This window comes from Burkholderia sp. MSMB1589WGS, from assembly GCF_001636105.1.
GTDB lineage: Bacteria > Pseudomonadota > Gammaproteobacteria > Burkholderiales > Burkholderiaceae > Burkholderia > Burkholderia humptydooensis.
The window spans coordinates 140966-160024 of sequence record NZ_LNJT01000007.1; the positions used below are offsets into that span (position 1 = coordinate 140966).

At 62.5% G+C, this 19059-nt stretch carries 26 protein-coding genes and 2 pseudogenes; 12 read left to right on the top strand and 16 right to left on the bottom strand.

Going from position 1 to position 19059, the window contains the following annotated elements:
• The first annotated feature begins 184 nt into the window (after positions 1–184).
• Positions 185–1915, top strand: coding sequence for a hypothetical protein (locus WT16_RS08600; protein WP_063533126.1), 1731 nt, complete (start codon positions 185–187; stop codon positions 1913–1915).
• A gap of 120 nt (positions 1916–2035) precedes the next feature.
• Entirely contained in the window at positions 2036–3244 is a 1209-nt protein-coding gene (locus tag WT16_RS08605) for a CyaA/EF/ExoY family adenylyl cyclase toxin (RefSeq protein ID WP_231892044.1), read from the top strand.
• 137 nt (positions 3245–3381) lie between these two features.
• On the opposite strand, the gene sctW is transcribed toward WT16_RS08605, so the two are convergent.
• The 8 genes from sctW to WT16_RS08645 are packed head-to-tail and all read right to left on the bottom strand — an operon-like array spanning position 3382 to position 8088.
• Positions 3382–4485: a type III secretion system gatekeeper subunit SctW gene (gene sctW / locus WT16_RS08610; protein ID WP_231892045.1), complete on the bottom strand. Its 1104-nt coding sequence runs from the start codon at positions 4483–4485 to the stop codon at positions 3382–3384.
• Positions 4472–5161, bottom strand: a complete 690-nt coding sequence (locus tag WT16_RS30625; protein ID WP_082743997.1) for an EsaK — start codon at positions 5159–5161, stop codon at positions 4472–4474. Before WT16_RS30625 ends, sctW begins: the two co-directional genes overlap by 14 nt.
• On the bottom strand, positions 5158–5766 hold the full coding sequence (locus WT16_RS08620) for a type III secretion system domain-containing protein (protein WP_063533130.1): 609 nt from the start codon (positions 5764–5766) through the stop codon (positions 5158–5160). The genes WT16_RS30625 and WT16_RS08620 overlap by 4 nt, the downstream gene beginning before the upstream one ends.
• Positions 5763–6506: a type III secretion inner membrane ring lipoprotein SctJ gene (gene sctJ / locus WT16_RS08625; protein WP_059934372.1), complete on the bottom strand. Its 744-nt coding sequence runs from the start codon at positions 6504–6506 to the stop codon at positions 5763–5765. The genes WT16_RS08620 and sctJ overlap by 4 nt, the downstream gene beginning before the upstream one ends.
• Positions 6503–6841, bottom strand: coding sequence for a type III secretion system inner rod subunit SctI (sctI, locus tag WT16_RS08630; RefSeq protein WP_015600066.1), 339 nt, complete (start codon positions 6839–6841; stop codon positions 6503–6505). The genes sctJ and sctI overlap by 4 nt, the downstream gene beginning before the upstream one ends.
• A complete protein-coding gene (locus WT16_RS08635; protein WP_063533131.1) occupies positions 6841–7140 on the bottom strand; it encodes an EscG/YscG/SsaH family type III secretion system needle protein co-chaperone in 300 nt (99 codons plus the stop codon). Before WT16_RS08635 ends, sctI begins: the two co-directional genes overlap by 1 nt.
• Complete coding sequence (sctF, locus tag WT16_RS08640; protein WP_006026767.1) at positions 7137–7352, bottom strand: type III secretion system needle filament subunit SctF; 216 nt, start codon at positions 7350–7352, stop codon at positions 7137–7139. Before sctF ends, WT16_RS08635 begins: the two co-directional genes overlap by 4 nt.
• Positions 7353–7365: 13 nt before the next feature.
• Positions 7366–8088 (bottom strand): AraC family transcriptional regulator, encoded by a 723-nt coding sequence (locus tag WT16_RS08645; RefSeq protein WP_231892046.1) that lies wholly within the window; start codon positions 8086–8088, stop codon positions 7366–7368.
• Positions 8089–8381: 293 nt separating this feature from the next.
• Between WT16_RS08645 and WT16_RS08650 the strand changes: the two genes are divergently transcribed.
• The 7 genes from WT16_RS08650 to WT16_RS08680 all read left to right on the top strand — a co-directional run bounded on the left by WT16_RS08650 (position 8382) and on the right by WT16_RS08680 (position 13286).
• Positions 8382–9197 carry an espA-like secreted family protein gene (locus WT16_RS08650; protein WP_015600853.1) on the top strand — a complete coding sequence of 272 codons (816 nt, stop codon included), beginning with the start codon at positions 8382–8384 and terminating at the stop codon, positions 9195–9197.
• Positions 9198–9300: 103 nt separating this feature from the next.
• The gene (locus WT16_RS08655; protein ID WP_230479228.1) at positions 9301–9612 is read left to right on the top strand and encodes a hypothetical protein; all 312 of its coding nucleotides are present in this window, start codon (positions 9301–9303) and stop codon (positions 9610–9612) included.
• Between the two features lie 40 nt (positions 9613–9652).
• Positions 9653–10213, top strand: a complete 561-nt coding sequence (locus WT16_RS08660) for an espA-like secreted family protein (protein ID WP_015600588.1) — start codon at positions 9653–9655, stop codon at positions 10211–10213.
• A 47-nt stretch (positions 10214–10260) separates the two neighbouring features.
• Positions 10261–10752: a SycD/LcrH family type III secretion system chaperone gene (locus tag WT16_RS08665; protein WP_063533817.1), complete on the top strand. Its 492-nt coding sequence runs from the start codon at positions 10261–10263 to the stop codon at positions 10750–10752.
• Positions 10749–12239, top strand: a complete 1491-nt coding sequence (gene sctE / locus WT16_RS08670) for a type III secretion system translocon subunit SctE (protein WP_063533132.1) — start codon at positions 10749–10751, stop codon at positions 12237–12239. Before WT16_RS08665 ends, sctE begins: the two co-directional genes overlap by 4 nt.
• A 27-nt stretch (positions 12240–12266) precedes the next feature.
• Positions 12267–12854, top strand: coding sequence for a pathogenicity island effector protein (locus tag WT16_RS08675; protein ID WP_231892047.1), 588 nt, complete (start codon positions 12267–12269; stop codon positions 12852–12854).
• Positions 12855–12866: 12 nt separating this feature from the next.
• Positions 12867–13286, top strand: coding sequence for a secretion protein (locus tag WT16_RS08680; protein WP_009917250.1), 420 nt, complete (start codon positions 12867–12869; stop codon positions 13284–13286).
• Here the strand turns inward: WT16_RS08680 and WT16_RS30630 are convergent.
• Positions 13259–13470 (bottom strand): annotated as a pseudogene (locus WT16_RS30630) (hypothetical protein); the annotation flags it as partial. The gene WT16_RS08680 and the pseudogene WT16_RS30630 overlap by 28 nt on opposite strands.
• Before the next feature lie 338 nt (positions 13471–13808).
• Between WT16_RS30630 and WT16_RS08685 the strand changes: the two are divergent.
• The gene (locus tag WT16_RS08685) at positions 13809–14063 is read left to right on the top strand and encodes a type II toxin-antitoxin system HicA family toxin (protein ID WP_063533133.1); all 255 of its coding nucleotides are present in this window, start codon (positions 13809–13811) and stop codon (positions 14061–14063) included.
• On the top strand, positions 14060–14419 hold the full coding sequence (locus WT16_RS08690) for a type II toxin-antitoxin system HicB family antitoxin (RefSeq protein ID WP_015602418.1): 360 nt from the start codon (positions 14060–14062) through the stop codon (positions 14417–14419). The genes WT16_RS08685 and WT16_RS08690 overlap by 4 nt, the downstream gene beginning before the upstream one ends.
• Before the next feature lie 10 nt (positions 14420–14429).
• Here WT16_RS08690 and WT16_RS33580 read toward each other — a convergent pair.
• The 5 genes and pseudogenes from WT16_RS33580 to WT16_RS30640 all read right to left on the bottom strand — a co-directional run.
• Positions 14430–14558, bottom strand: a pseudogene (locus WT16_RS33580) (phage portal protein); the annotation flags it as partial.
• A 626-nt stretch (positions 14559–15184) separates the two neighbouring features.
• Positions 15185–15445: a hypothetical protein gene (locus WT16_RS08700; protein WP_063533135.1), complete on the bottom strand. Its 261-nt coding sequence runs from the start codon at positions 15443–15445 to the stop codon at positions 15185–15187.
• Positions 15442–15924 carry a DUF2778 domain-containing protein gene (locus WT16_RS08705; RefSeq protein WP_063533136.1) on the bottom strand — a complete coding sequence of 161 codons (483 nt, stop codon included), beginning with the start codon at positions 15922–15924 and terminating at the stop codon, positions 15442–15444. The genes WT16_RS08700 and WT16_RS08705 overlap by 4 nt, the downstream gene beginning before the upstream one ends.
• Positions 15925–16011: 87 nt before the next feature.
• Positions 16012–16290 (bottom strand): type II toxin-antitoxin system RelE/ParE family toxin, encoded by a 279-nt coding sequence (locus tag WT16_RS08710; RefSeq protein ID WP_063533137.1) that lies wholly within the window; start codon positions 16288–16290, stop codon positions 16012–16014.
• Positions 16278–16520, bottom strand: coding sequence for a hypothetical protein (locus tag WT16_RS30640; protein ID WP_231892048.1), 243 nt, complete (start codon positions 16518–16520; stop codon positions 16278–16280). Before WT16_RS30640 ends, WT16_RS08710 begins: the two co-directional genes overlap by 13 nt.
• Positions 16521–16609: 89 nt before the next feature.
• On the opposite strand from WT16_RS30640, the gene WT16_RS33590 reads away from it, so the two are divergent.
• Complete coding sequence (locus tag WT16_RS33590; protein WP_156521420.1) at positions 16610–17137, top strand: hypothetical protein; 528 nt, start codon at positions 16610–16612, stop codon at positions 17135–17137.
• 2 nt (positions 17138–17139) lie between these two features.
• Here WT16_RS33590 and WT16_RS08715 read toward each other — a convergent pair whose 3' ends face one another.
• Together WT16_RS08715 and WT16_RS08720 are read right to left on the bottom strand one after the other, a co-directional pair.
• Positions 17140–17922 carry a hypothetical protein gene (locus WT16_RS08715; protein WP_063533138.1) on the bottom strand — a complete coding sequence of 261 codons (783 nt, stop codon included), beginning with the start codon at positions 17920–17922 and terminating at the stop codon, positions 17140–17142.
• A gap of 458 nt (positions 17923–18380) precedes the next feature.
• Entirely contained in the window at positions 18381–18962 is a 582-nt protein-coding gene (locus tag WT16_RS08720; protein ID WP_063533139.1) for a hypothetical protein, read from the bottom strand.
• Between the last annotated feature and the right edge of the window lie 97 nt (positions 18963–19059).

Here is a 19059-nt window from a genome sequence, read left to right on the forward strand (position 1 = left end):
CATGTCGATGCGACGCATTCTGGCGAATCGATGCGCGGCGGCTTCGGAAAAACCGTCGTTTCTGTCGGAAGCGGTACGCGCTCACGTAACTGATAGAGACTGAAAAGATACAGAAGCGGAGTTGATTTGACGCAGCGACAATCGAGCCGGTACTTCATGGCTTATTACGATTGCGAGGTGAACGATGCGTACGATCCAGTCCAACCAGCCGCCGATTCAATTGCAGGCGCAGATCGAGAGCGGGGGGTTGAAGGAGATCACCCAGACGAAGCAGACGGGTGAAACCACTGCGGTTTCGACGGCCAAGGGCATTACGTTGAATGCGGCGCAGCAGCTCGCGCTGACCAACGGCCGGCTGTTCGAGGCGGGCGTCAGCATGGCGGTGCTCGATCGTCCCGGCACGGTCGGCAAGGTGTTCGACACCTATGCGGCGCGCCTGGCCGACGTGCTGACGCCCGTGCTGACGGGCGGCGGCGCAGCCGCAAGCACGGTCCATTTCAACGGCAGCGAGAAGCCGCTCGTCGATGTGTTCAAGGACACGATGCTCACGCCGATGACGGATCCGAAGTCCGACCAGATCGGCCGCAAGACGACCGAGGGTGGCGACGGGGCGGCGTGGATCGCCGCGCAGTTGGGGACGCCGCTGATGTCGCCGTCGGGCGAGTACGCAGCCGGACAGGATTTCAAGAACCTGTTGACCAAGGTCAAGGCGGTGTGCGGTTTCGGCACGACCGTGTGGCAACTGATGAACCAGCCGGACGCGACGAAGCGCGCGCAGAACGAGGCCGTGCTGCGCGACGTGATGAAGCCGCTGGGCGAGGGCGTCGCGAGCCAGTTCGGCGCGCGCTTCGACGAGTTCAAGGAGGTGATGCGCACGCCGCTGTTCGATGACCCGATCAGCCGGATGCGCAGCGAACGCCAGCCGCTGGATGCGCAGGGCAAGCCGATTCCCGTCGGATATGAATCCGCGCATCTGCACGGGCTAGGTTTCGGCAATGTGGCGGTCACCGCCGCGGACGGCGATCGGCAGACGGAGCTGGATCAACTGCTGGGCGCGAAGCCCAACGCGGCGGGTACCAAGGTCTACGCCAACATCAATGGTGCGGCCCGTGACGGCGCGCCGATCGAACCCGGTGCGAGCGGCTTGCCGGAGCGGCCTTTCATGATGGCGTCCGACGAGCTTCAGCTTGCGCTCGACAGCCCGCTGATGAATTCGTACCAGAACCTGCTGTTCAGCACCCAGGGCGGCGCCGACCAGACCTTCCACGAAGCGTTGGGCAACCATGCGTTCCCCCACGGCACCGGCGTCAACCGCTGGCAGCCCACCGGCACCTTCGCGGTCGAATCCAACTTGCGCGGCTTGCCGTCCGCCGGCGCGCAGTCGGGCGGCACCTGCGACGCGCTGCTGGCGCTCAATACGCTGAGCGACGGGCCGCTCTATGACCGCTTCGACATCGTCGAGCCCGCGACGCTCGGCATCGCTGCGTTCATGAACTTCGGCGGCTATCACACGTTCGCGGAAACGGTTCCGGTCGGCATGGCGATGGCGAACGGCGCCGACGAATTCAATCCGTCGTCCGGCACCGCTTTCCGGTCGACCGAACGGCTCGTGGAAAACGTGGCCCGGCAGCCCGCGTTGCAGCAGGCGATCGAGACGCCCGGCAATCCACTGACACTGGACACGCTGCGCGCCGATTTCTTCGGCCCGGTCGGCACCGATCTCCAGCACGAGAACCTGTATCAGCGCGTCGCCGGCATGGCGGCGAACTATACAAACGCGACCGGGGACGTCCTGGCGATCCACGATGCGTACGAGCAGAATCACGGCGCGCTATGCGATGCGCATCCGGAGCTGCTGCAGATCGGCACGGTCGGCATCCAGACGTCGCGGGTCGATCCCGATCGTCTGGCGTGACGTGCGCGTTTGCCGGCGCGCCGGGCGGCGCCGCGTTCGAATCGGCTTGCCGTTCACGTTGCGCCGTCCGGCCTCGACACACGAGTTTCATCCCCATCACGCATCGGAAGGAGCGCACACATGAGAGAAGTGTCCATGCAGGTCGGCGGGTTGCATCGCCCCTCCGTGGATGGAACCCCGACTGTCGACGCGCGTACCGCGCCGCAGGGTGTGCAGGTTGATCAGGCGTCGCGGCTGCAAGCCATGGTCGAGCGGGTGAAGAGCGAGACGGGTATCGTTCCGTCGCATCTGATCAAACTGCAGCAATCCGCCCAGGAACACCGATGCCTGATCGGCATCCGTCCCGTCGAACCGATCGCAACGAGCCTCATTGCAAGCGGTCATCCGACCAAGGGTTTTCACATCAAGGGCAAGAGCGCGAACTGGGGGCCGCAGGCGGCGTTCATTTGTGTCGACCAGCGGTGGAGCAAACTCGAAAACAACGCCGAGCGGGTCAAGAAATTCAACGGGCAAGTCGAAAGCTGCCTGCGCGACCAATATGCGAAGAAGGTTCCGCTCGCCGTATCGGGCGCGCGCCTCGATGAACTGCTAGGCATGGGGATGATCGACCGGATCAAGTACGACGCGCAGCGCAATCCGATCGCGTTCGAAGCCCGGGCGCCGAGCGGGAAGATCTATTCGTTCGAGGCGAAGCCGCACGCCACCGGCGATGGGATGCGCTACGCAATCACGCATGAGGGACGACCGATCGAGGTGCTGGCGCCGCCGAAGCCCGACGCCAAGCCGCTGACGGCCGACTACGACTTGCTCGTGATCGCGCCGCGGGTGGAGGATCTCGGGCCGCAGGACAACGTTCCCGTGCCGGATGTCGCGCATGCGGTTTTCAAGGCGCGCGTGGATCGATACGCCAACCCGGTTCCTGAACCGCTTCGAGCCGCCTATGATGATCCGGCGGCTTTCTACGCAAAGGAGGACAAGGAGATCGGCAATGCGTCACCGAGAATTCGCGCGATGATTCCGATCCTCAATCAGGCGCTGGTCGGCGACGGCGAGCCGGTGATCCATCACAATGCCGACGCGGCCAGCCCCGCGGCGGACCCGACGGCCAACTATCCCGCGACGTTCGCACTGCCGGAGCCGATCGGCCGCTTCGATGAAATCTGCATCGTGCACGATGCGGCCGAACTGGCGGAACTGGTTGCCGCCGCCAAGACGCAGGGCTTCCACGTTCCCCTCAATCCGCTGTGGGAACCGGAAGTGACCAGCGTGCGCAGAGAAGCCTTTACCCAGGCGCGCGAGAGGGTGATGTCGAACCTCCTCGGCAACTGAGCCATTGTCGAGCGGGGCGCCCGGCATCTGCGTGCATGGGGCACCGGGCGCCTTGCAGGCCAAACCCACGCGGGGCCCCATCGCGCAACAGGTATTCGAAGTTCGGTCAGTCCTGCGTGAGCCACGCCGTGTCCATCTCACCCCTGCGCATCGCTCAACGCCTCCAGATGTTCACCGAACGCATCGAGGATCGTTGTGCGCTGATCGGCGTCGTCGAAGCAGTCGTCCGGCAGCAGCTTCACCAGTTCCATCATGCCTTTCGCGTGGCGATACCGCAGCGTGGCGTCGGGCATCATCCGCCGTGTCTGCGCATCGAGCCACGCGGCGCTGAGCCAGCTTTGCTCGACGATCTCGAGTAGCGCGGCGATCAGCGCATCGCCGTCGACGTCCGCTGCCCGCAGGCTGTCCGCGCAGCGCCCGCAATGGTCCTCGATGCCGAGGAATTGCAGGATCCGCTTCAGGTCGGTGATCACGGCAGCCAGCCGCACGTCCATCGCGGGACCTTCGGACGACAGCTCGAACGCGAGCGCGCGGATCAGCGTCTTGAGCTTGCGGCGCCGGTCGGGCAGCCGGCGAAACTCGTCGAACCATTGCGTCAGGCGGCGCTCGCGCGCGGTGGCCCGCTGGTAGAGCTGACGCAATTGCGCGAGCCCCGCCTGGCCTGCGCGGCCGAACTCCAGATGCGCAAACAACTGCAACGCCCATTCGTCGCCGCTCAGCACGGCGGCAAGCTGCGCCTCGGCGCGTCGGCGGCGCGCGCCCGACAGCTTGCCTTCCTCCAGCATCGCGCCGAGCAGCAGCGCCATTTCACCGTCGTTCATGCCGGCCGCGCGCATGGCGTCGCCGACGTCCTCGAGTTCATCGATTCCCGGCATGCGCCGCCGCAGATCGTCGAGTTGCGCGGCCGAAACAGCGCCGATCTGCCGGATCAACTGCTGCAGCATCGCGCGCGTGCGCGGCCGGTCGGTCGAGCCGCCGGCCTGCGCGCGGCGCGTTTCGCGCAGCCGTGTGCCGACCACGAAGCCGATGTCCTCGAGCGTCTCGGCGAAGGACTCGGCGGACACGCCGGCAAGCTCGGGCGGCATGGTGTCGAAATCGTGCGGCAAGTCGGCGAGCGCCTCCTGGGCCAGATCGAGCGCGGAGCCGGCCGGGACGATTTCCCGCGCGATCGGCGTGGCGGACGGGCCGGCCGGCGTGACGGAGGGAGCGGGCCGGCCGGCCGCGGGGTCAATGCGGTTCATCATGGTTCGTGGGCGTCGGTGCGATGGCAGTTGAAGGGGCGGGCAGCAGGCGGGACAGCAGCAGATCGAGATGTCGACCGGGATCGAAGTGGACGATCGCGTACGGCGATGCGAGGCGAGCCTCGTGGGCGCTCAGCGCCGCATCGACTTCCACGCGCACGCGCGGCGCGTCCTCCAATGCGACGCGAATGCGTTCTGCGCTTGCCGCGCCGATCTGCAGCACGAGCGGCGCTGCGCCGTGGTCGGCTGCAATGCAGGCCCGCACCTGCGCCAGCAGCAGCTCGACGGCGTTGCGGTCGCGCAGATAGGGCTCCACGACGCTCGCGACCAGGACCCGCAGCCGGTCGTCGAGATGCATTGCGATCCGGGCTTCGAGGTCGGCCTCGTCGACCAGCCATTGGACCGTCTCGCCGATCAGGTCCTCGCGCGCGCGCGCCAGTTCGGCGGCGGCATCCGCCAGCCCTTGTCGATGAGCGTCCTCACGGAGCCGGCGTGCGTCGCGTTCGGCGTCGGCAAGCGCGGCGCGCGCCTCGTCGAGCATGCGCGCGGCGTGCGCCTGCGCGCGCTCGACGATCGATGCCGCGTCGACATAAGCGGCCAGCGCCGCGGCAGGGATGAGTGACCCCGCGGGCGCGGGACCCGGAAGGTAGGTGATGGAGACGGGGAAACCGGTCATAGCAGGCGTCCCATCCTGACCAGCCAATCGGATGCCCGGCCTTGTTGGTTGTCGATCGGTGCGGCAGGCCACGGTGGCGATGACGGCAGCGGTGGCAGCACGGTACTCAGCAGTCGCGTGGCGAGGCATACGGCGGCGTCCGTGCGCCACCAGCGCGCGCCGGCATCGCGCAGCGCGTCGACGAGCCGGTCGGGCGCGAGGTCCGGCCCGCGAACGGGCCGATCGCGGCACAGCGCGAGGAGCTGCGCGCAGCCTTGCTCGCCGAGTTGCACCGCAAGCAGGGTCCGATACGGCTGGGCGAGCAGGTAGTCGGGGCGTCCGTGCGCGAGCAGGCCGAGCGCGACCACCAGCATATCGAGCCGTGGCTCAAGCGCAATCAGGGCCGCTTGGGACGCATCGAGCCGGGCCGGCAACGCCGCTCGCGGAAAACCGCGTCGCGCGACGATCAGTCGATCGATTGACGCGTGGCAGGCGGGATAAGCGTAGCCTTCCCGCCAGGCGTCGAGATCCAGTGCCGGCCACCAGTCGGGATGCATGTTGGCGCCGGGCCGCCACGCGAGCGCATGCAGGCGCGACACGGCCGGCGCAATCGCACCGATCGTCATGAGGATACGCCTCCTCGCAGCCGCATGCGTCGATACCAGCCGTAGCCGGCGCCCGCGAGCGCGGCGCAGACGGCCAGCGCGGCCAGCACGCCGGCCACGCGCAGCCGCGCCTCCTCGAAGCGCCCGACGACGCCCGATGCAGCGGCGCTGGGCTGCGCGTAGCGATAATCGGCCGCCTGCACGACGACGCTGACCCGCTCGGGGCTCAAATTCGGTACGCCGGTGACGACCAGACTGCGGATCTCCGGCACGCGCGCGGCGAAGTTGTACTCCGGGCTGTACTTGACGAAAACCGCGGCGGAAGGCGGCTCGGGATCGCGCCGGTCCTGCGCCGCGCCTTCGGCGACCGAGACCTGCGCGTTGATGACGCCGTCCATCGCGCGCAGCATCTTCTCGAGCTGCTGCTCCTTGAGGAACTGGATCTTCGCCTGCTCCTGCGCGGGCGACGTCACGAGCTGGCCGGACGGGAACATTTCCTCCATGGTCGCGAGCTTGCGCGCGGGCAGGCCGTTCTGCCGCAGCAGCTCAACCGCGTTGACGAATTGACCGGGCTCGACTCGGATCGTCACGTTGCCGTCCTTGATCACTTTCTTGTCCGCATCGATGTGGCGCAGCATCAGCAATGCGAGCATCTGGTTCGCCTCCGCCTCCGGCAGATTGCTGTACAGCTCCGTCTTGCAGCCGGCCAGCGCGCACGCGAGCAGGCCGACGCCGAGCCAGTGCGTCCTGCGTGCGCTCATTGCATGTTCACCAGCTTGTTGACGCCCTGCGAGACCGCGCCGGCCGTCTTGGCCATGAGGTCGACCTCGATGATCGAGCGCAGCATGGTCGATTGCGTCGCGAGCATCTCGAGCGGACTCGCGAGCATCGCCCCGGTGTCGCGCGCCGGCGCGAGCGCGCGGTCCACTTGCTGCGACACCTGCTGGAAGCGGTCGACGGCCTGTTGCTCGGGCGTTTGCGCATTCTGCCCGAACAGCGCGCGCGTGAAGGCGTTGATCTCGTCGGTGCCGGCGGGTTGTACGGTGGTCTGGGATTGCAGGGCCTGGGCGGCGGATTGGGTAGCGCTGACTTCCATCAGAATTCCTTTGAATGGCAAGGTCGAGAAGTGCCGCGCAGGGCGGCGGGTGGTGCGAGCAGAGGGGCGAGCAACCGCGCGTGCTGCGCGCCTGCGCGTTCAAGCAGCCGTGCGGCCGACTCGCTTCGACCAAGTCCGATCAGCATCACGGCTTCGAGCGCGAGCCGATCGTGCGCATCGGGGATCAACGCGGACAGCGCCGCGTGGATCGCCCAGGCCTCGCGATGCAGCCCGTGATTGACGGCGGCGAGCCCGGCCTCGACGATCAGGCGGCGTGCGGCAGCGGACAGCGGAGTCATATCTTCTGGATGATGCCGGACAGCATGTCCTTGACCGCTTTGAGCACGGCGCTCTGATAGCCGACGAACACCGAGTACTGCTGAATCGCGAACTGGGCCTGCAGCATGCTGGCCGGGTTGTTGAGATCCGACGCAGACATCTTCGATTCGACGTCGTTGCCGACCTTGTCCACGAGCTGGGACAGTTGTTGATTGACCGCTTCGATATCCATGATGCGCAGAAGGTCAGGCCGCCGAGCGCTCGGGCTGCGTGGTCCGCAGCCGGTACTGGGTGGGATTGCAGAGGAAGTGCTTGCGGAAGCTGTCGGTGAAGTGCGCGTGGTTCGCGAAGCCGCATTCGAGCGCGATGTCGAGCACCCGCATCGAGGTGGCGGTGAGCAGATACCGCGCATGGCCGAGCCGGCGTTCCAGCAGCCAGCGCTTCGCGGGCATGCCGAACTTCTCGGTGAACAGGATGTTGAACTTGCGCAGCGGCAGGCCGAAGCCGTCCGCGAAGCGCGCGACGGTCCACGGTTGCAGCGCATTGGCCTCGACGAAGTCGACGAACGCCGTGTCGCCGGCCATCATGTGGTGCAGCAGCCGCGAGAAATACGCGCGGTCGACGCCCAGGCAATACAGGTACACGAAGCGCAGCAGAAGCGGCGGCGACGTGCGGCTCAGCAGGTCCGCCATGCGGATCACTGCGACGGGTGCCTCGACGATCCGAAGCGGCTCGGGCCAGAAGCGCACGCGCTGATCCGGATCGACCAGCTCGGCGATTTCCGAGAAAACCTGGCGGAAATGCGCCGGATAGAAATCGACTGTCTGGAAATCGGAATCGGCGCCGGCATCGCACAGCGCCGCGTCGGCTTGCGTCACGACGACGCAGTGATCGGGCACGTGGTGATTGGTCCCGGCGGTTCGAATCTGGCCGCCGTAGCAGCCGAACATCATTCGTACAACTTGCATCAGATCTCCGGCGAATACGTCGTGTCGTTGCGTTGCCTGCATGATCGCCGATCCGTTGCTGAAATCCCCTCAGGTCATCACCTGAAACCGCACGCCGCGGTGGCGCGAGAAAAACGCAACTACAGGCCGAATTCCGAAAAACGCGCTGAACGCCCGCGCCTACGATGTGGGTGTTGGCGCTGCGGTATCACGAACGCGGCGCCGGATGCCTCGACGCACGGACAACCGGTGCGGACGAGCGATCGGAACGAAGGCGGCGGGCGTCAGTCCGCGCAACCAGGAGAGCAACCACGATGAATTTCGCTATCGAACGTCAAGGGGCGCTGCCCGACGCGGGCCGGGTATCGGCGTCGCCGGCGGACAGCAGTCGCAACGTGACGAACCCGCATCCGATCGGCGACAGCATCGCGATGATGCTGGTGATCATGGATCTGCTGAGCCGGCAGACGAGCGCGAAGCTCGACGACATGCAGAAGAAGTCGAATATCTCGCGCGATGCGCAGGACATGGCGAACAAGGTGGAAGCCGCGCTCGCGAAGCTGATCAAGGCGGACGACAAGACGCCGTTGCCTGACGACGTGGTGGCATACCTGCGCGACAACAATATTCTCGTCAACGACATGACGATCGATGATTTCCTGGCCGCGCGCGCCGCGCCGGGCAACGACCCGGCAAAGTTCGCCGCAATGGTTGCCAAGCTGCAGCAGATGATCGCGCAGTCGGGCCCGGACGGGATGCAGTCGCGCGAATGGCAGGACGTCGTGAGCTACATGGATTCGGTGGGCATCAAGATCGACGGCAAGCGCGTGTGCGACTACATCTGGAGCCTGCCGGAGGTCGATTATCAATCGGGCAGGAAGATCAGTCTCGATCACATGAAGACGATTCTGAACGCGCTCCAGAGTTCGACCGGCCTGGACAAGGCGGACCTGATGTCGGTGAAGGCGGCGCTTGAATCGGTGGCGGGCCGCGCATCGGACTTCGTGCAGCAGAGCCAGCTCAAGATGCAGCAACTGATGCAGAACTACAACACGGCGGTGCAGATGATCAACAGCCTGCAGAGCATGCTGGCCGAATCGACCAAGGGCATCGCCTCGGCGATCCGCTAAGCCGCGCCTGCCGCAAGCGCCGGCCGGCACCAACCTTATGACCATGACGCACTGTCGTCGAAGGAGGTATCGCATGAAAACCGTGGAGCAACTGAAGGATGCAATGGGCGACCTGCAGCGTCGCCGCTCGACCCTGCAACGGGAAATGACGGCGTTCGACGCGCTGCAGCGCGAGATCGTCAGCCTGCGCCAACGCTCGCAGGCGGAAGGCGAGGCACGCCGCAAGCTCGAACGGCTGGACGCGCTGATGAAGAATGGCGGCCAGCACCTGATCGATGCGCTCGTCAAGCAGGCCGGGCAGGCCGAGCGCTGCATGCAGAAAATCGGCGAGGAGTTGCAGCAGTTGGCCGCGCCGGCCGAAGCCGCGCCGCGCCAGGTGCGGCAGGTCGCGAAGTTTCGTCGCGCATTCGTTTGAGTTGTTCCTGAATCAACATTTCATCCATCGAGGAAACGGTATGACCACCATCACCCATAACCCGGTTCAATTCCAGATGTCCCAGTCCGTGTCGGGCAGCGAAGCCGGCGGCCACAACGTGAAGAACTCGCATCCGATCGGCGACAGCATCGCGATGATGCTGGTGATCATGGATCTGCTGAGCCGGCAGACAAGCGCGAAGCTCGACGACATGCAGAAGAAGTCGAATATCTCGCGCGATGCGCAGGACATGGCGAACAAGGTGGAGGCGTCGCTCGCCAAACTTATCAAGGCGGAAGACAAGACGACGCTCGACGACAGTGTCATTCAGTATCTGCGTGAAAATAACATCCTCGTTAACGACAAGACGATCGATGAATTTCTCGCGGACAAAGAGGGTGGCAAGCTCGACAAGGCGGACCTGATGTCGGTGAAGGCAGCGCTCGAATCGGTGGCAGGCCGTGCGTCGGATTTCGTCCAGCAGAGCCAGCTCAAGATGCAGCAGTTGATGCAGAACTACAACACGGCGGTGCAGATGATCAACAGCCTGCAGAGCATGCTGGCCGAATCGACCAAGGGCATCGCTTCGGCGATTCGCTAAGACGCGTGGCGGCCGGCGCCATCGCGCCGGCCGCAGGAGACCAATGCATGTCCGCACCATCATCCGCAGCCGGAGCACCGGACGACGCTCACGAAGTGCTGCAGCAGTTCTTCGCGTCGGGCGGCTCGATCAGGATGCTTGTCGACGTTGACAAGCAAGACATGGACACGATGTTCGTATTCGCTGGCCAGTTGTTCGATGCCGGAGACTGGGCAGCCGCGCGCAATGTCTATTTCATGCTGGCGCGCATCGATCACTGGAATTTCGACTACTGGTTCTGGCTGGGGATCTGCTATCAGCGTCTTGGCCAGCACGATGAGGCGATATTCTGCCTGAGCCGCGCGGGGATGATCCACATCGACGATCCGCGCTCCTCGTACCATGCGGGAATCAGCTACCTTGTCGCAGGCAATCTCGACTATGCGCGCAAGGCGTTCAACGCCGCGCGCAACTGGTGCGGCGAGGTGCCGGACCATCGCGCGCTTAAGGCGGATATCGAACAACACTTGGCATTGTGCGATCAGGAGGGGGTGAGATGACTGTTTCATTGAGCATGACTGGGCCACAAGGCAGCGTGCCGATCGCGTCACGCGAGCCGGCCGAACAGGCCGAGCGAGCGCGCGCCGCGACCCAGGCGATGCTGGGCGGCGTCTCGGTGATCGTCGACGACGTGCGCGCCCGGCTGCCCGACGCGACCGGCATCGCCTGCCGGGCGCTGGTGTCGCTGAAGGACGCCGCGCAGGCGCTCGGGCGGATCATCGACAAATTCGACAGCGCGACCGCGCCGGGTGCGAAGCACGGCGCGGCCGATTTGCGCGACTTCGGCAACGTGTCGATGGATTCGATGCTGCTCGCGACCACGCTACTGTCGTCCAAGGTGCTGGGCAATACGGCGGAGCTGAAGACCAAGGCCCTCAGCATCATGTCGGCGAAGCAGGAGGAGGTGCGCCGGCAGGAAGTCCAGGAGTATCGCGAACAGATCGACAAGGCGATCGAGCAGCAGCAGAAGGCGAAGAAGGCAGGCATCTTCGGCGTGATCTTCGACTGGATCGTCGCGGCCGTCGAAGTGGTGTCGGGCGTCGCGAAGATCGTCGGTGGCGCGTTGACTGGCAACGTGACAACGGTCGCGGGCGGCGCCATGGACCTGATGGCCGGATTCGCGGGTGTGATCAAGGCGACGATGAACACGCTCGCGTTGATCGACAAGAACAATGCGGAAAAGTACCACGCGGTGGCCGACGTCGCCGCGAAGGTCCAGCTTGCGTTCGAGATTGCAGGTGCGGTGGTTGACATAACCAGTGCGGCGCGCAACATGTTGTTGACCAAGGCGATCCCGAAGGCGACCACCGCGGTCTTGCAGCAAGGCGCTGAGCAGGCGCTTGTATCGGCGATCAAGGCAGGCAGCAAGGATGCGATCAAGAGCACTGCCCAGGCGGTTGGAAAGGAAGTGGCCGCGCAGGTGTCGGACCAGATCCTGCAGGGCATAGGCAAGGCCGCGCTCGAAGCGTCGAAGAAGGCCGGCAAGGATGCCGCGCAGAAGGCCGTACAGCAGCTCGGCGTGAACCGGATGCTCGAGAGTTTCTCGCGCGAGGCGATCGAGAAGATGGTGGCGAAGAGCGTCGAGAAAGTGGCCGGCAAGGCGATCGAAGAGGGCATCGAAATGTCAGCGAAGGAATTGACCAAAGCGATCACCAGGCAGGTCAACAAGGAGGTGATGTCTGCTGCGCTGAGAGCATCGACTTCGGTTTTGCTGAATGCAACGCGGGCATCAGTCGGTGCGGCGCAACAGGTAACGGCGGGGGTGCTCGCTGTCGAGCGCGCGAAGCTGCAAAAGGAAATTGATCAACTGATTCTCGACCAGCAGTGGCTGCAGATGTGCTTCGAGTTCTATGCACAGCAGAAAGAGGCGCAGACCAAGCAAGTCAAGGATCTGATTGAGAAATCGGGCGAGATCATTGCGGACGGCAGCAAGACATTGAAGCAGACGGCAACGGTGCAGGCGCAGATCGCCGCATCGATGGTCTGATTAACCGTAATCAAGCAGGAGGTCAACATGAGTGAAATCACGTCAATCACGTCATCCAGTCGGGTACCGGTCAGCATGGACACGTTGGGGATCGACACGCTTGATGCGTATGGATCGGGTAACGGTGCGATTGCGACGATCAACGAGATCATCGCGCGGCTGCAGAAGATCGGTAGCGACATGCGCGATCTCGAACGGCAATTCAGCGAGACGATGCAGCGAATCGCGTTTGATCGGCAGGTGCTTGCGCTCGATACGAAGCGGCAAGCGATCGAGCACAACTTCAACGCGTCGATGGCGGCCGCGGTGACGCAGATCGTCGGCGGTACGGTGAGTGCGCTCGGCGCACTATCCGGCAGCCAGATTGCGACAAGTGCAACCGAGGGGCTGTCGAAAAGTGGCCAAGGGATCGCTGGCGTCGCGTCGGCGAATATGACTCGCGAAGCACAGGAGATCCAGTTGCAGGGCGATTTCGAGCACCAGGCGGCCGAGAACTTCAACAAGACGCTGGCAACGGCTGTCGATCGCGCCGCAGATGCATCGCGGCAGATGCGCGATGTGACACGCGACCTGGTGTCGCTGCACGACCGGATCGCGTCCGCGGTGCGCTTCTGATCGGGCGAAACGATGACGGAACAGACGGCAGACGGCGTGACGAACTTTCTGGTCGCGCATGGGATGCGCCCGGAGCCGGCCCATTTCGGACAAAGCAGCTTTCGGGTGGGCTGGCGCGTACGGGTGAACGACCTGGAGCTGGTCTATCGGCTAGACGGCGACAGCCTGATAATTTGCGATTTTGTCGCGGCCGAAGGAACGAATGGCGCGAGCGATGCCGTGGCCACCTTCATTCGCCTGATTCATCGAATCGAGCGGGGCAACGTGCCGTTGCGGGACGTGCGCGGCATGCTGTTCGAGACCGCGTCGAATCCGTCGATCAACGAGTTGCGCCGCCGGCTCGCCTCGGTACTCGAAGCGCAGGGTGCGTACTGGCGGAAGATCGACGGCGACTGGTGGCTGCACTATCCGGTCGCGGGATCTAGGCAATAGCCGACTGCCCCTGCCTCGTTTTCACGTACAACGGCGATCAAGCCGGCCTCGTAGTAGACGGGGGGAGGAAGTCGATCGAGGTACGCAGGGCGCTGCTGATTGTATAGCCCTCGAGCCAATCGACGATATTCAAGCTGGCGTGGGCATGCGTTTTGTCATGAGTCTGGTAGATTCTTTCAATTTTGAACCGGACTATTTCCTGGGTCAGGGTCACATGAAAAGTGCCCCATCAAATGAAAGACCGCGGGCGAGGAGGGGGACCGCGCAAAGACCACCGTCGGGGCCTGGCTGCGCGCCGAAGAGCCTGATCCCAAACACCCCGCCCCCCGGACGCGCCTCGACCTCATTGCGCCGCTCGTGGCGTGCGGTCCAGGTGAGCTGCCTCGCGAATGCAAAGCCGTTGTAGGCCCGCTATTCGCGCCGTCGCCAGACACACAGGGATCGCACCCAGCACGCTCGGGACAGATCGCAGATATCATTTTTCGCTAGCGCAGAGATAGCACTTTGCGCTATCATTCCAACATGAAAACGAAACACGCCCGAACGCTCGCGGCGATCTTTACGAAGCCGACCTTGGGCGGCATCGTATTCGCTGACATCGAATCGCTGGTTGTCGCGTTGGGCGGCGACATCAATGAAGGCGCAGGGTCGCGCATCGCCTTCGAATTGAACGGGAAGCGCCGCTACCTACATCGCCCTCATCCGGGTAAAGAGGCAAAGCGGTATCAGGTGGAAGATTTGCGCGACTGGTTCATCGAATTGGGGATCAAACCATGACCAACGCAATGACTTACAAGGGATATTTCGCCCGCGTGGATTTCGACGGGCGCGACAAGATTTTCGTCGGTCACGTGCTCGGCGTGGACGACAAAATCAGTTTTCACGGCGAAACCGTCGACGAGCTGACTGCGGATTTCCACGCAGCCATTGATCACTATCTGGAAGACTGCAAGCACACGAACCGGAAGCCTCAGAAGCCCGCATCGGGTAAGTTGATGTTGCGTATCAACCCGGAAGTGCATGCGGTTGTCGGCATCGCGGCGGCCGTGTCGGGGGAGAGTGTCAATCAGTGGTCGGAAGAGGTGTTAGGGCGCGCGGCCCGAGAAGTGCTCGATCGTGCCGCGCATGCGTGACGCCTGCCACCTATGATGCCGCGATCGGCGCCGGCGGAATCTCGTAATCGTCGAACGTCACGACCTCATCGCCCAGCCAGTCGTTCAGCTCGGCGAAACGCGCCTGTAGCGGCCTGATTTCGTTGCGCCCGAACACGCGCGCGGCGGCACGCGGTGCGCGGCGAGCAGGTCGTCGCGCTGCCGAACTGCGGGACGCGCTCGCGAAAATCCTGATCGCGCACATCGACCAAACGCACGAATCGGACATGTCGTTTCTGACGCGCCTGGCGAAGCAGCTAGTGATAAAATTTGACATAATATCAATTATCGCATTTTCTCATTAATATGGCCCCGTTTTAAGGCGACGCTTCGGACAATCAAGACAGCTTTCCTCCCTGCACAAGCTTGCCCGGCAACAGCGTAGCAACCGCAAGATTTCTTCCTTCGACACGCCTGCCATGAGCAGGCGTTTTTTATGGGTCTCGATCTGCCGATAGACCCGTCGCCGTTGAGCATCCTGGACTCCGCGTCGCGTATTTCTGATCATCCAGTAAAGATTTCGGATGTCCCGCACGACGCTCGTCAACTCGTGTTCAGTAAGCCGCGGTCGCTCCAAAAGCTCAATCTGTTCCATCTGGCCCTCATAAGGTATTTGTCCGATTTATCGGCAAATGCCCCCATGAGTTAAGCGGTCGACGGCTAATTATGTGAAATCCGCCCACCGCAGCATCTCTTTCAAAATCCCTACATCTTTCGGTGGCACTTCCAGCAATTCAAGCTGCATCTTCAATTCCCACGACTCGGACGCCGGAGCAGTCGATTCGCGCCACACACAACCACGACCGCCAGAATCAGCGATGCTATCAACGACGAAACCAGATAAACATTCTCGATACTCTCGTCACCGTACGCACCGAAAAGCCCCGCAAAACGAACCAAGGCGTTTGTAGCCCACGGCGCGAACTTGATCGAGCCGGCCACCTTGGCGAGCGCCAGCGTAACCGCTAGCGTCGCCACCACGTTAAACACGATTCGAGACGTTTTCATCGAACATCGACCGTACCGTATGCACGACCGGCGAAACCGGGCACGCTGATCATGGGCGTTGCCTTGAGGGCGGCTCGCAGCTTAACGAAGTCCTGCGGATTCACCAAGGTGACACAGCCTTCACTCAAGCCCCTCGGCCCGTTCGGATGAAGGCGGAAGCTCCCTCGCCTCACACCGTTAATGAAGGTCCAATCGTCAATTTGGCCGTCCGCACGATACAGCGCAAACCAAGTCGTCCGATCGGTTCCGTAGAAGTGTTCCAAAACGAAATCGCGTATATTGCCCAAACGCCCGCCTGACTCTCGATCGACGATGTAATAGCGTCCGGGCGGCAACGGACCGACATCCTTTGTGGCGACTGCCGCCGGATTATCCCGCCCCTTGCCCGTCCCCGAAAATGCCGGGAAAGCTCCAACGCCCGGACATTGGAGAGTCGAAAATTTCTGATTATTTAGCGCAAACGTACACGAAATCGGCATAAGAAACCCCGTCTGGTAGACGGGCGAAAGCTACCAAATCTTCATACGTTTTGCAAACCGGCAAGCCTGACAGGTCCTAGCCGACGTTTAACGATGCTCCCGGCTATGCCATACCCGCGTCACGAGCACGTCGCCAGCATCCAGCACGGCGTACCTGATGACGTAGGAGCTACGGCCGAATCTAGCCATCCATTCGCGGAATTCAGCCCGAGGTGCGCCAATGCCAGGATTTTCAGCGATCAAATCGGCTGCGTCCACAATGATCTGAGCCGCGCGGCGCGCAGCCGCAGGACTGTTTGTGGCGAGAAAATCGTACAGCCGTGCAACGTCTTCCAGCGCGTCTGGGTGCCAGATCAGCGTGGACATTCGGTGCGATTTCCCGATGCAAGTTCGGACAGCCACGTGCGAACGCGTTCGTGCTGTACGGCCGGCGTACCGGACAGGTACGAATCAAGCCGCGCCCGATCAATTTCAAGCGACAAAGCGTCCGCACATACGGTCGCCACGTACTCATCGACCGACTGGCCCGATCGGTGCGCCGCTGTCACGATGGCGCTTTCCAGCTCGACTGGCAGAGCTACTGTGAGCATATCCATTCCCCATTTCGATACCCGTCTATTGTAGCTGGGAACGCCTCAAAGGAACTGCTAGCATCGTCAACGCGCTACCAGTACGAGAGACCACCGTGAAATTCCAGTTCCGGCTCGAAAAAATGAAACCATGGGTCGATTTTGTGCTCACCTGCATGTCATTGATTGCCATTCCGGTCGCCGGATGGTGGGCATATCACAATTTCACAGTTGAAGACACCCACGAAAGGAACCCCAACATCAGTGTCTCCGCCGATGTCTTACCGTACGACGATGACCACCGCCTCTTAGTCGTCCATATTCGGCCTAAAAATGTCGGTAAAGTACCGATTGAACTAAACGGAGGCAAGAAAGGAGATATCGACGTAGCAATCAAGGCGCTTCCGTCAAAGCTCTCAAACGGGTATATCGATTTTGAAAAGCTGCCACCCCAGTTCCCGATTTTGCATATCGTATCAAATTTCAAAGGCGGGTATGTGCTAGAACCAGGCATCGACTATGACGAAGTCGAAACCTACGTTGTTAAAAACAATACCACATATGTCGTGTATGCTGAGATAAATCATTTCAACGATGAACCGGACGATGAAATCGACACTTCGATTGTAGCCATCGCAAAATGAATCTAGGCTAATTCCCGCGTGGAAAGCCAAAACACCCCTAGCTCCTGCCGCCAGAACGCCTGACAACGATCGAGCGTCGCGCCGACGCGCAGCGCTGCTTTGAATGCGATTTTGAGCGCCTCAGCCGGGTCGTTCGCCGTGATGTGGTCGATCGGCATCACTTCAGGGATGACGACGCCACGGCTGGTCCAGTACCGCTTTTCGTTCAGCGCGTGCTCCGCGAAATCCTTCGTGATGTACTTCGCCAGATAGGCCGCGAGCTTGTGCCGAAGGCCCTTTTCTTTGAATGGATTTCGGACGTTAATCTGGCCATTCCCAACGCCCACGATGCTTTGCCAGATCGAGCGCAGCACTCGATAGTTCTGACGGCCCTTGACCGCCACATGGAGGTGCCACGCGCCCCGCCTCTGGCGTTCAGGTGTCGCGACGTACTGGAAACTCGACAGCTTCGAGAGACGCCGGCGCAGCGCATCGAAATCGCGCTTGAGGCGGGCTTTGTCTTGCATGTTCTCTCGGTACGTCAACGTGATCATTCGATCCGCTCCAATCGCCTTGCACCGTAACCGCACCTGCTGCTTCGCACGCTTCGCCGCATCAAGCAGGTTCGACTCGCCGTTCTCAGACTCGCCACGCTTCGCCTTGGGCTTCGCATTCAACGACAGCGCGCCCATGTAGCGATCAAATCGCGTCGCCGTCACCTCGACCTGCCCGTCGCCGAAGTTCCGACCACGGACAACCCACTCCCTACGAAACGGCGAGTAATCGCCTATACTTGCGTCGTGCATTGCAACTTGTCCTTGTAATGCGCTGTTTCACCAAGCCCTGACCGTTGCCGCGTTCAGGGCTTTTCTTTTTTCCAAACGGCCTTTCTGTCCTTGTCCCGCCTACGTTTGCGCCCCTGCTCGTGCCCTGTATCCGTTAAGTGTCCCTGATACAAGTTTAGGGGCCGCGCTGCGCGCGGCCCGCCCGGCGCGCTCTGCTGCGCTGGGCGAGCCGCGCGCAGCTTTTAACCCCCAACCCTCGCCACGGAACCGCCTACGCCCGCGCCTATCGCGCCGGAAGCGCCCCGCGCGGCAGCGTCATGCAGAAGGATGGTTTGCCGCCGCAACGCCTCCGCTCACCGACCTCGCGAGTACCCGCTACTCGGTCCGGCGAGCCGCGCTAAGCCGCGCGACGACCGCCCGGACTCCGCATTACCGCCGTCGCCCTACGTCGCTTCGACCACGGCCGGACACTCCTGACGCTAGACGCCTGATTTTTCGTTACGTCCGCGATCGAGGTAACGGTTAAACGCCGCAACGTCGTCGCGGAACGATCCCAGCATCAACTCGTCAGCCCAAAACGCCAAGCGCTCAACCACATCAGCCTTTGATATCCCCGCATCAACCGCCAGCCGATCAAGCGCGAAATATGCCCGTTCGTCGAACGTAAAACTGAATCGGCGGCGATCGTAATCCTCACTCCCGCAAAGCGGCAGCCGCACCACGCGTCGAACCCAATCGACCTCATGCACGACTGACGTGCGCGATCGTTGCTCGCCGCTAGCCTTGCGCTTCGACGCCTCTAAATCGCGACGAAGCTGCGCCAATTCTTCGCGAAGCCGCTCGTTTTCCATGACCAGCTCGTCATAACCATCGGCAGCAGGCGGAATATTTTTCGTTACCGTAACGGGATTGCCTGATGCCTTGCGCCGTGCGCGGTATGCCGCCTGACGTTGCGCATTCGTCAACGCTCCACCTTCCTTTCGCGGGCGACCGCGACCGCGATTTTCCGTTACAGGCGCGAGTGGTAACGGAATTGTTTTCGTATCTTCGGGCTGGATCATGGCGCGTGCTCCTTATCGACATTGATCTTATTTTACGTTACGCATAACGACAAATCAATATCCGTTACACGTAACGATAAATAAAATTCGCTGACTC

Excerpts from the sequence above, each read along its gene's own strand:
- WT16_RS08600 (WP_063533126.1), top strand. The coding sequence starts at position 185 with ATGCGTACGATCCAGTCCAACCAGCCGCCGATTCAATTGCAGGCGCAG.
- WT16_RS08605 (WP_231892044.1), top strand. The coding sequence starts at position 2,036 with ATGAGAGAAGTGTCCATGCAGGTCGGCGGGTTGCATCGCCCCTCCGTG.
- sctW (WP_231892045.1), bottom strand. The coding sequence starts at position 4,485 with ATGAACCGCATTGACCCCGCGGCCGGCCGGCCCGCTCCCTCCGTCACG.
- WT16_RS30625 (WP_082743997.1), bottom strand. The coding sequence starts at position 5,161 with ATGACCGGTTTCCCCGTCTCCATCACCTACCTTCCGGGTCCCGCGCCC.
- WT16_RS08620 (WP_063533130.1), bottom strand. The coding sequence starts at position 5,766 with ATGACGATCGGTGCGATTGCGCCGGCCGTGTCGCGCCTGCATGCGCTC.
- sctJ (WP_059934372.1), bottom strand. The coding sequence starts at position 6,506 with ATGAGCGCACGCAGGACGCACTGGCTCGGCGTCGGCCTGCTCGCGTGC.
- sctI (WP_015600066.1), bottom strand. The coding sequence starts at position 6,841 with ATGGAAGTCAGCGCTACCCAATCCGCCGCCCAGGCCCTGCAATCCCAG.
- WT16_RS08635 (WP_063533131.1), bottom strand. The coding sequence starts at position 7,140 with ATGACTCCGCTGTCCGCTGCCGCACGCCGCCTGATCGTCGAGGCCGGG.
- sctF (WP_006026767.1), bottom strand. The coding sequence starts at position 7,352 with ATGGATATCGAAGCGGTCAATCAACAACTGTCCCAGCTCGTGGACAAG.
- WT16_RS08645 (WP_231892046.1), bottom strand. The coding sequence starts at position 8,088 with ATGCAAGTTGTACGAATGATGTTCGGCTGCTACGGCGGCCAGATTCGA.
- WT16_RS08650 (WP_015600853.1), top strand. The coding sequence starts at position 8,382 with ATGAATTTCGCTATCGAACGTCAAGGGGCGCTGCCCGACGCGGGCCGG.
- WT16_RS08655 (WP_230479228.1), top strand. The coding sequence starts at position 9,301 with ATGGGCGACCTGCAGCGTCGCCGCTCGACCCTGCAACGGGAAATGACG.
- WT16_RS08660 (WP_015600588.1), top strand. The coding sequence starts at position 9,653 with ATGACCACCATCACCCATAACCCGGTTCAATTCCAGATGTCCCAGTCC.
- WT16_RS08665 (WP_063533817.1), top strand. The coding sequence starts at position 10,261 with ATGTCCGCACCATCATCCGCAGCCGGAGCACCGGACGACGCTCACGAA.
- sctE (WP_063533132.1), top strand. The coding sequence starts at position 10,749 with ATGACTGTTTCATTGAGCATGACTGGGCCACAAGGCAGCGTGCCGATC.
- WT16_RS08675 (WP_231892047.1), top strand. The coding sequence starts at position 12,267 with ATGAGTGAAATCACGTCAATCACGTCATCCAGTCGGGTACCGGTCAGC.
- WT16_RS08680 (WP_009917250.1), top strand. The coding sequence starts at position 12,867 with ATGACGGAACAGACGGCAGACGGCGTGACGAACTTTCTGGTCGCGCAT.
- WT16_RS08685 (WP_063533133.1), top strand. The coding sequence starts at position 13,809 with ATGAAAACGAAACACGCCCGAACGCTCGCGGCGATCTTTACGAAGCCG.
- WT16_RS08690 (WP_015602418.1), top strand. The coding sequence starts at position 14,060 with ATGACCAACGCAATGACTTACAAGGGATATTTCGCCCGCGTGGATTTC.
- WT16_RS08700 (WP_063533135.1), bottom strand. The coding sequence starts at position 15,445 with ATGAAAACGTCTCGAATCGTGTTTAACGTGGTGGCGACGCTAGCGGTT.
- WT16_RS08705 (WP_063533136.1), bottom strand. The coding sequence starts at position 15,924 with ATGCCGATTTCGTGTACGTTTGCGCTAAATAATCAGAAATTTTCGACT.
- WT16_RS08710 (WP_063533137.1), bottom strand. The coding sequence starts at position 16,290 with ATGTCCACGCTGATCTGGCACCCAGACGCGCTGGAAGACGTTGCACGG.
- WT16_RS30640 (WP_231892048.1), bottom strand. The coding sequence starts at position 16,520 with ATGGATATGCTCACAGTAGCTCTGCCAGTCGAGCTGGAAAGCGCCATC.
- WT16_RS08715 (WP_063533138.1), bottom strand. The coding sequence starts at position 17,922 with ATGCACGACGCAAGTATAGGCGATTACTCGCCGTTTCGTAGGGAGTGG.
- WT16_RS08720 (WP_063533139.1), bottom strand. The coding sequence starts at position 18,962 with ATGATCCAGCCCGAAGATACGAAAACAATTCCGTTACCACTCGCGCCT.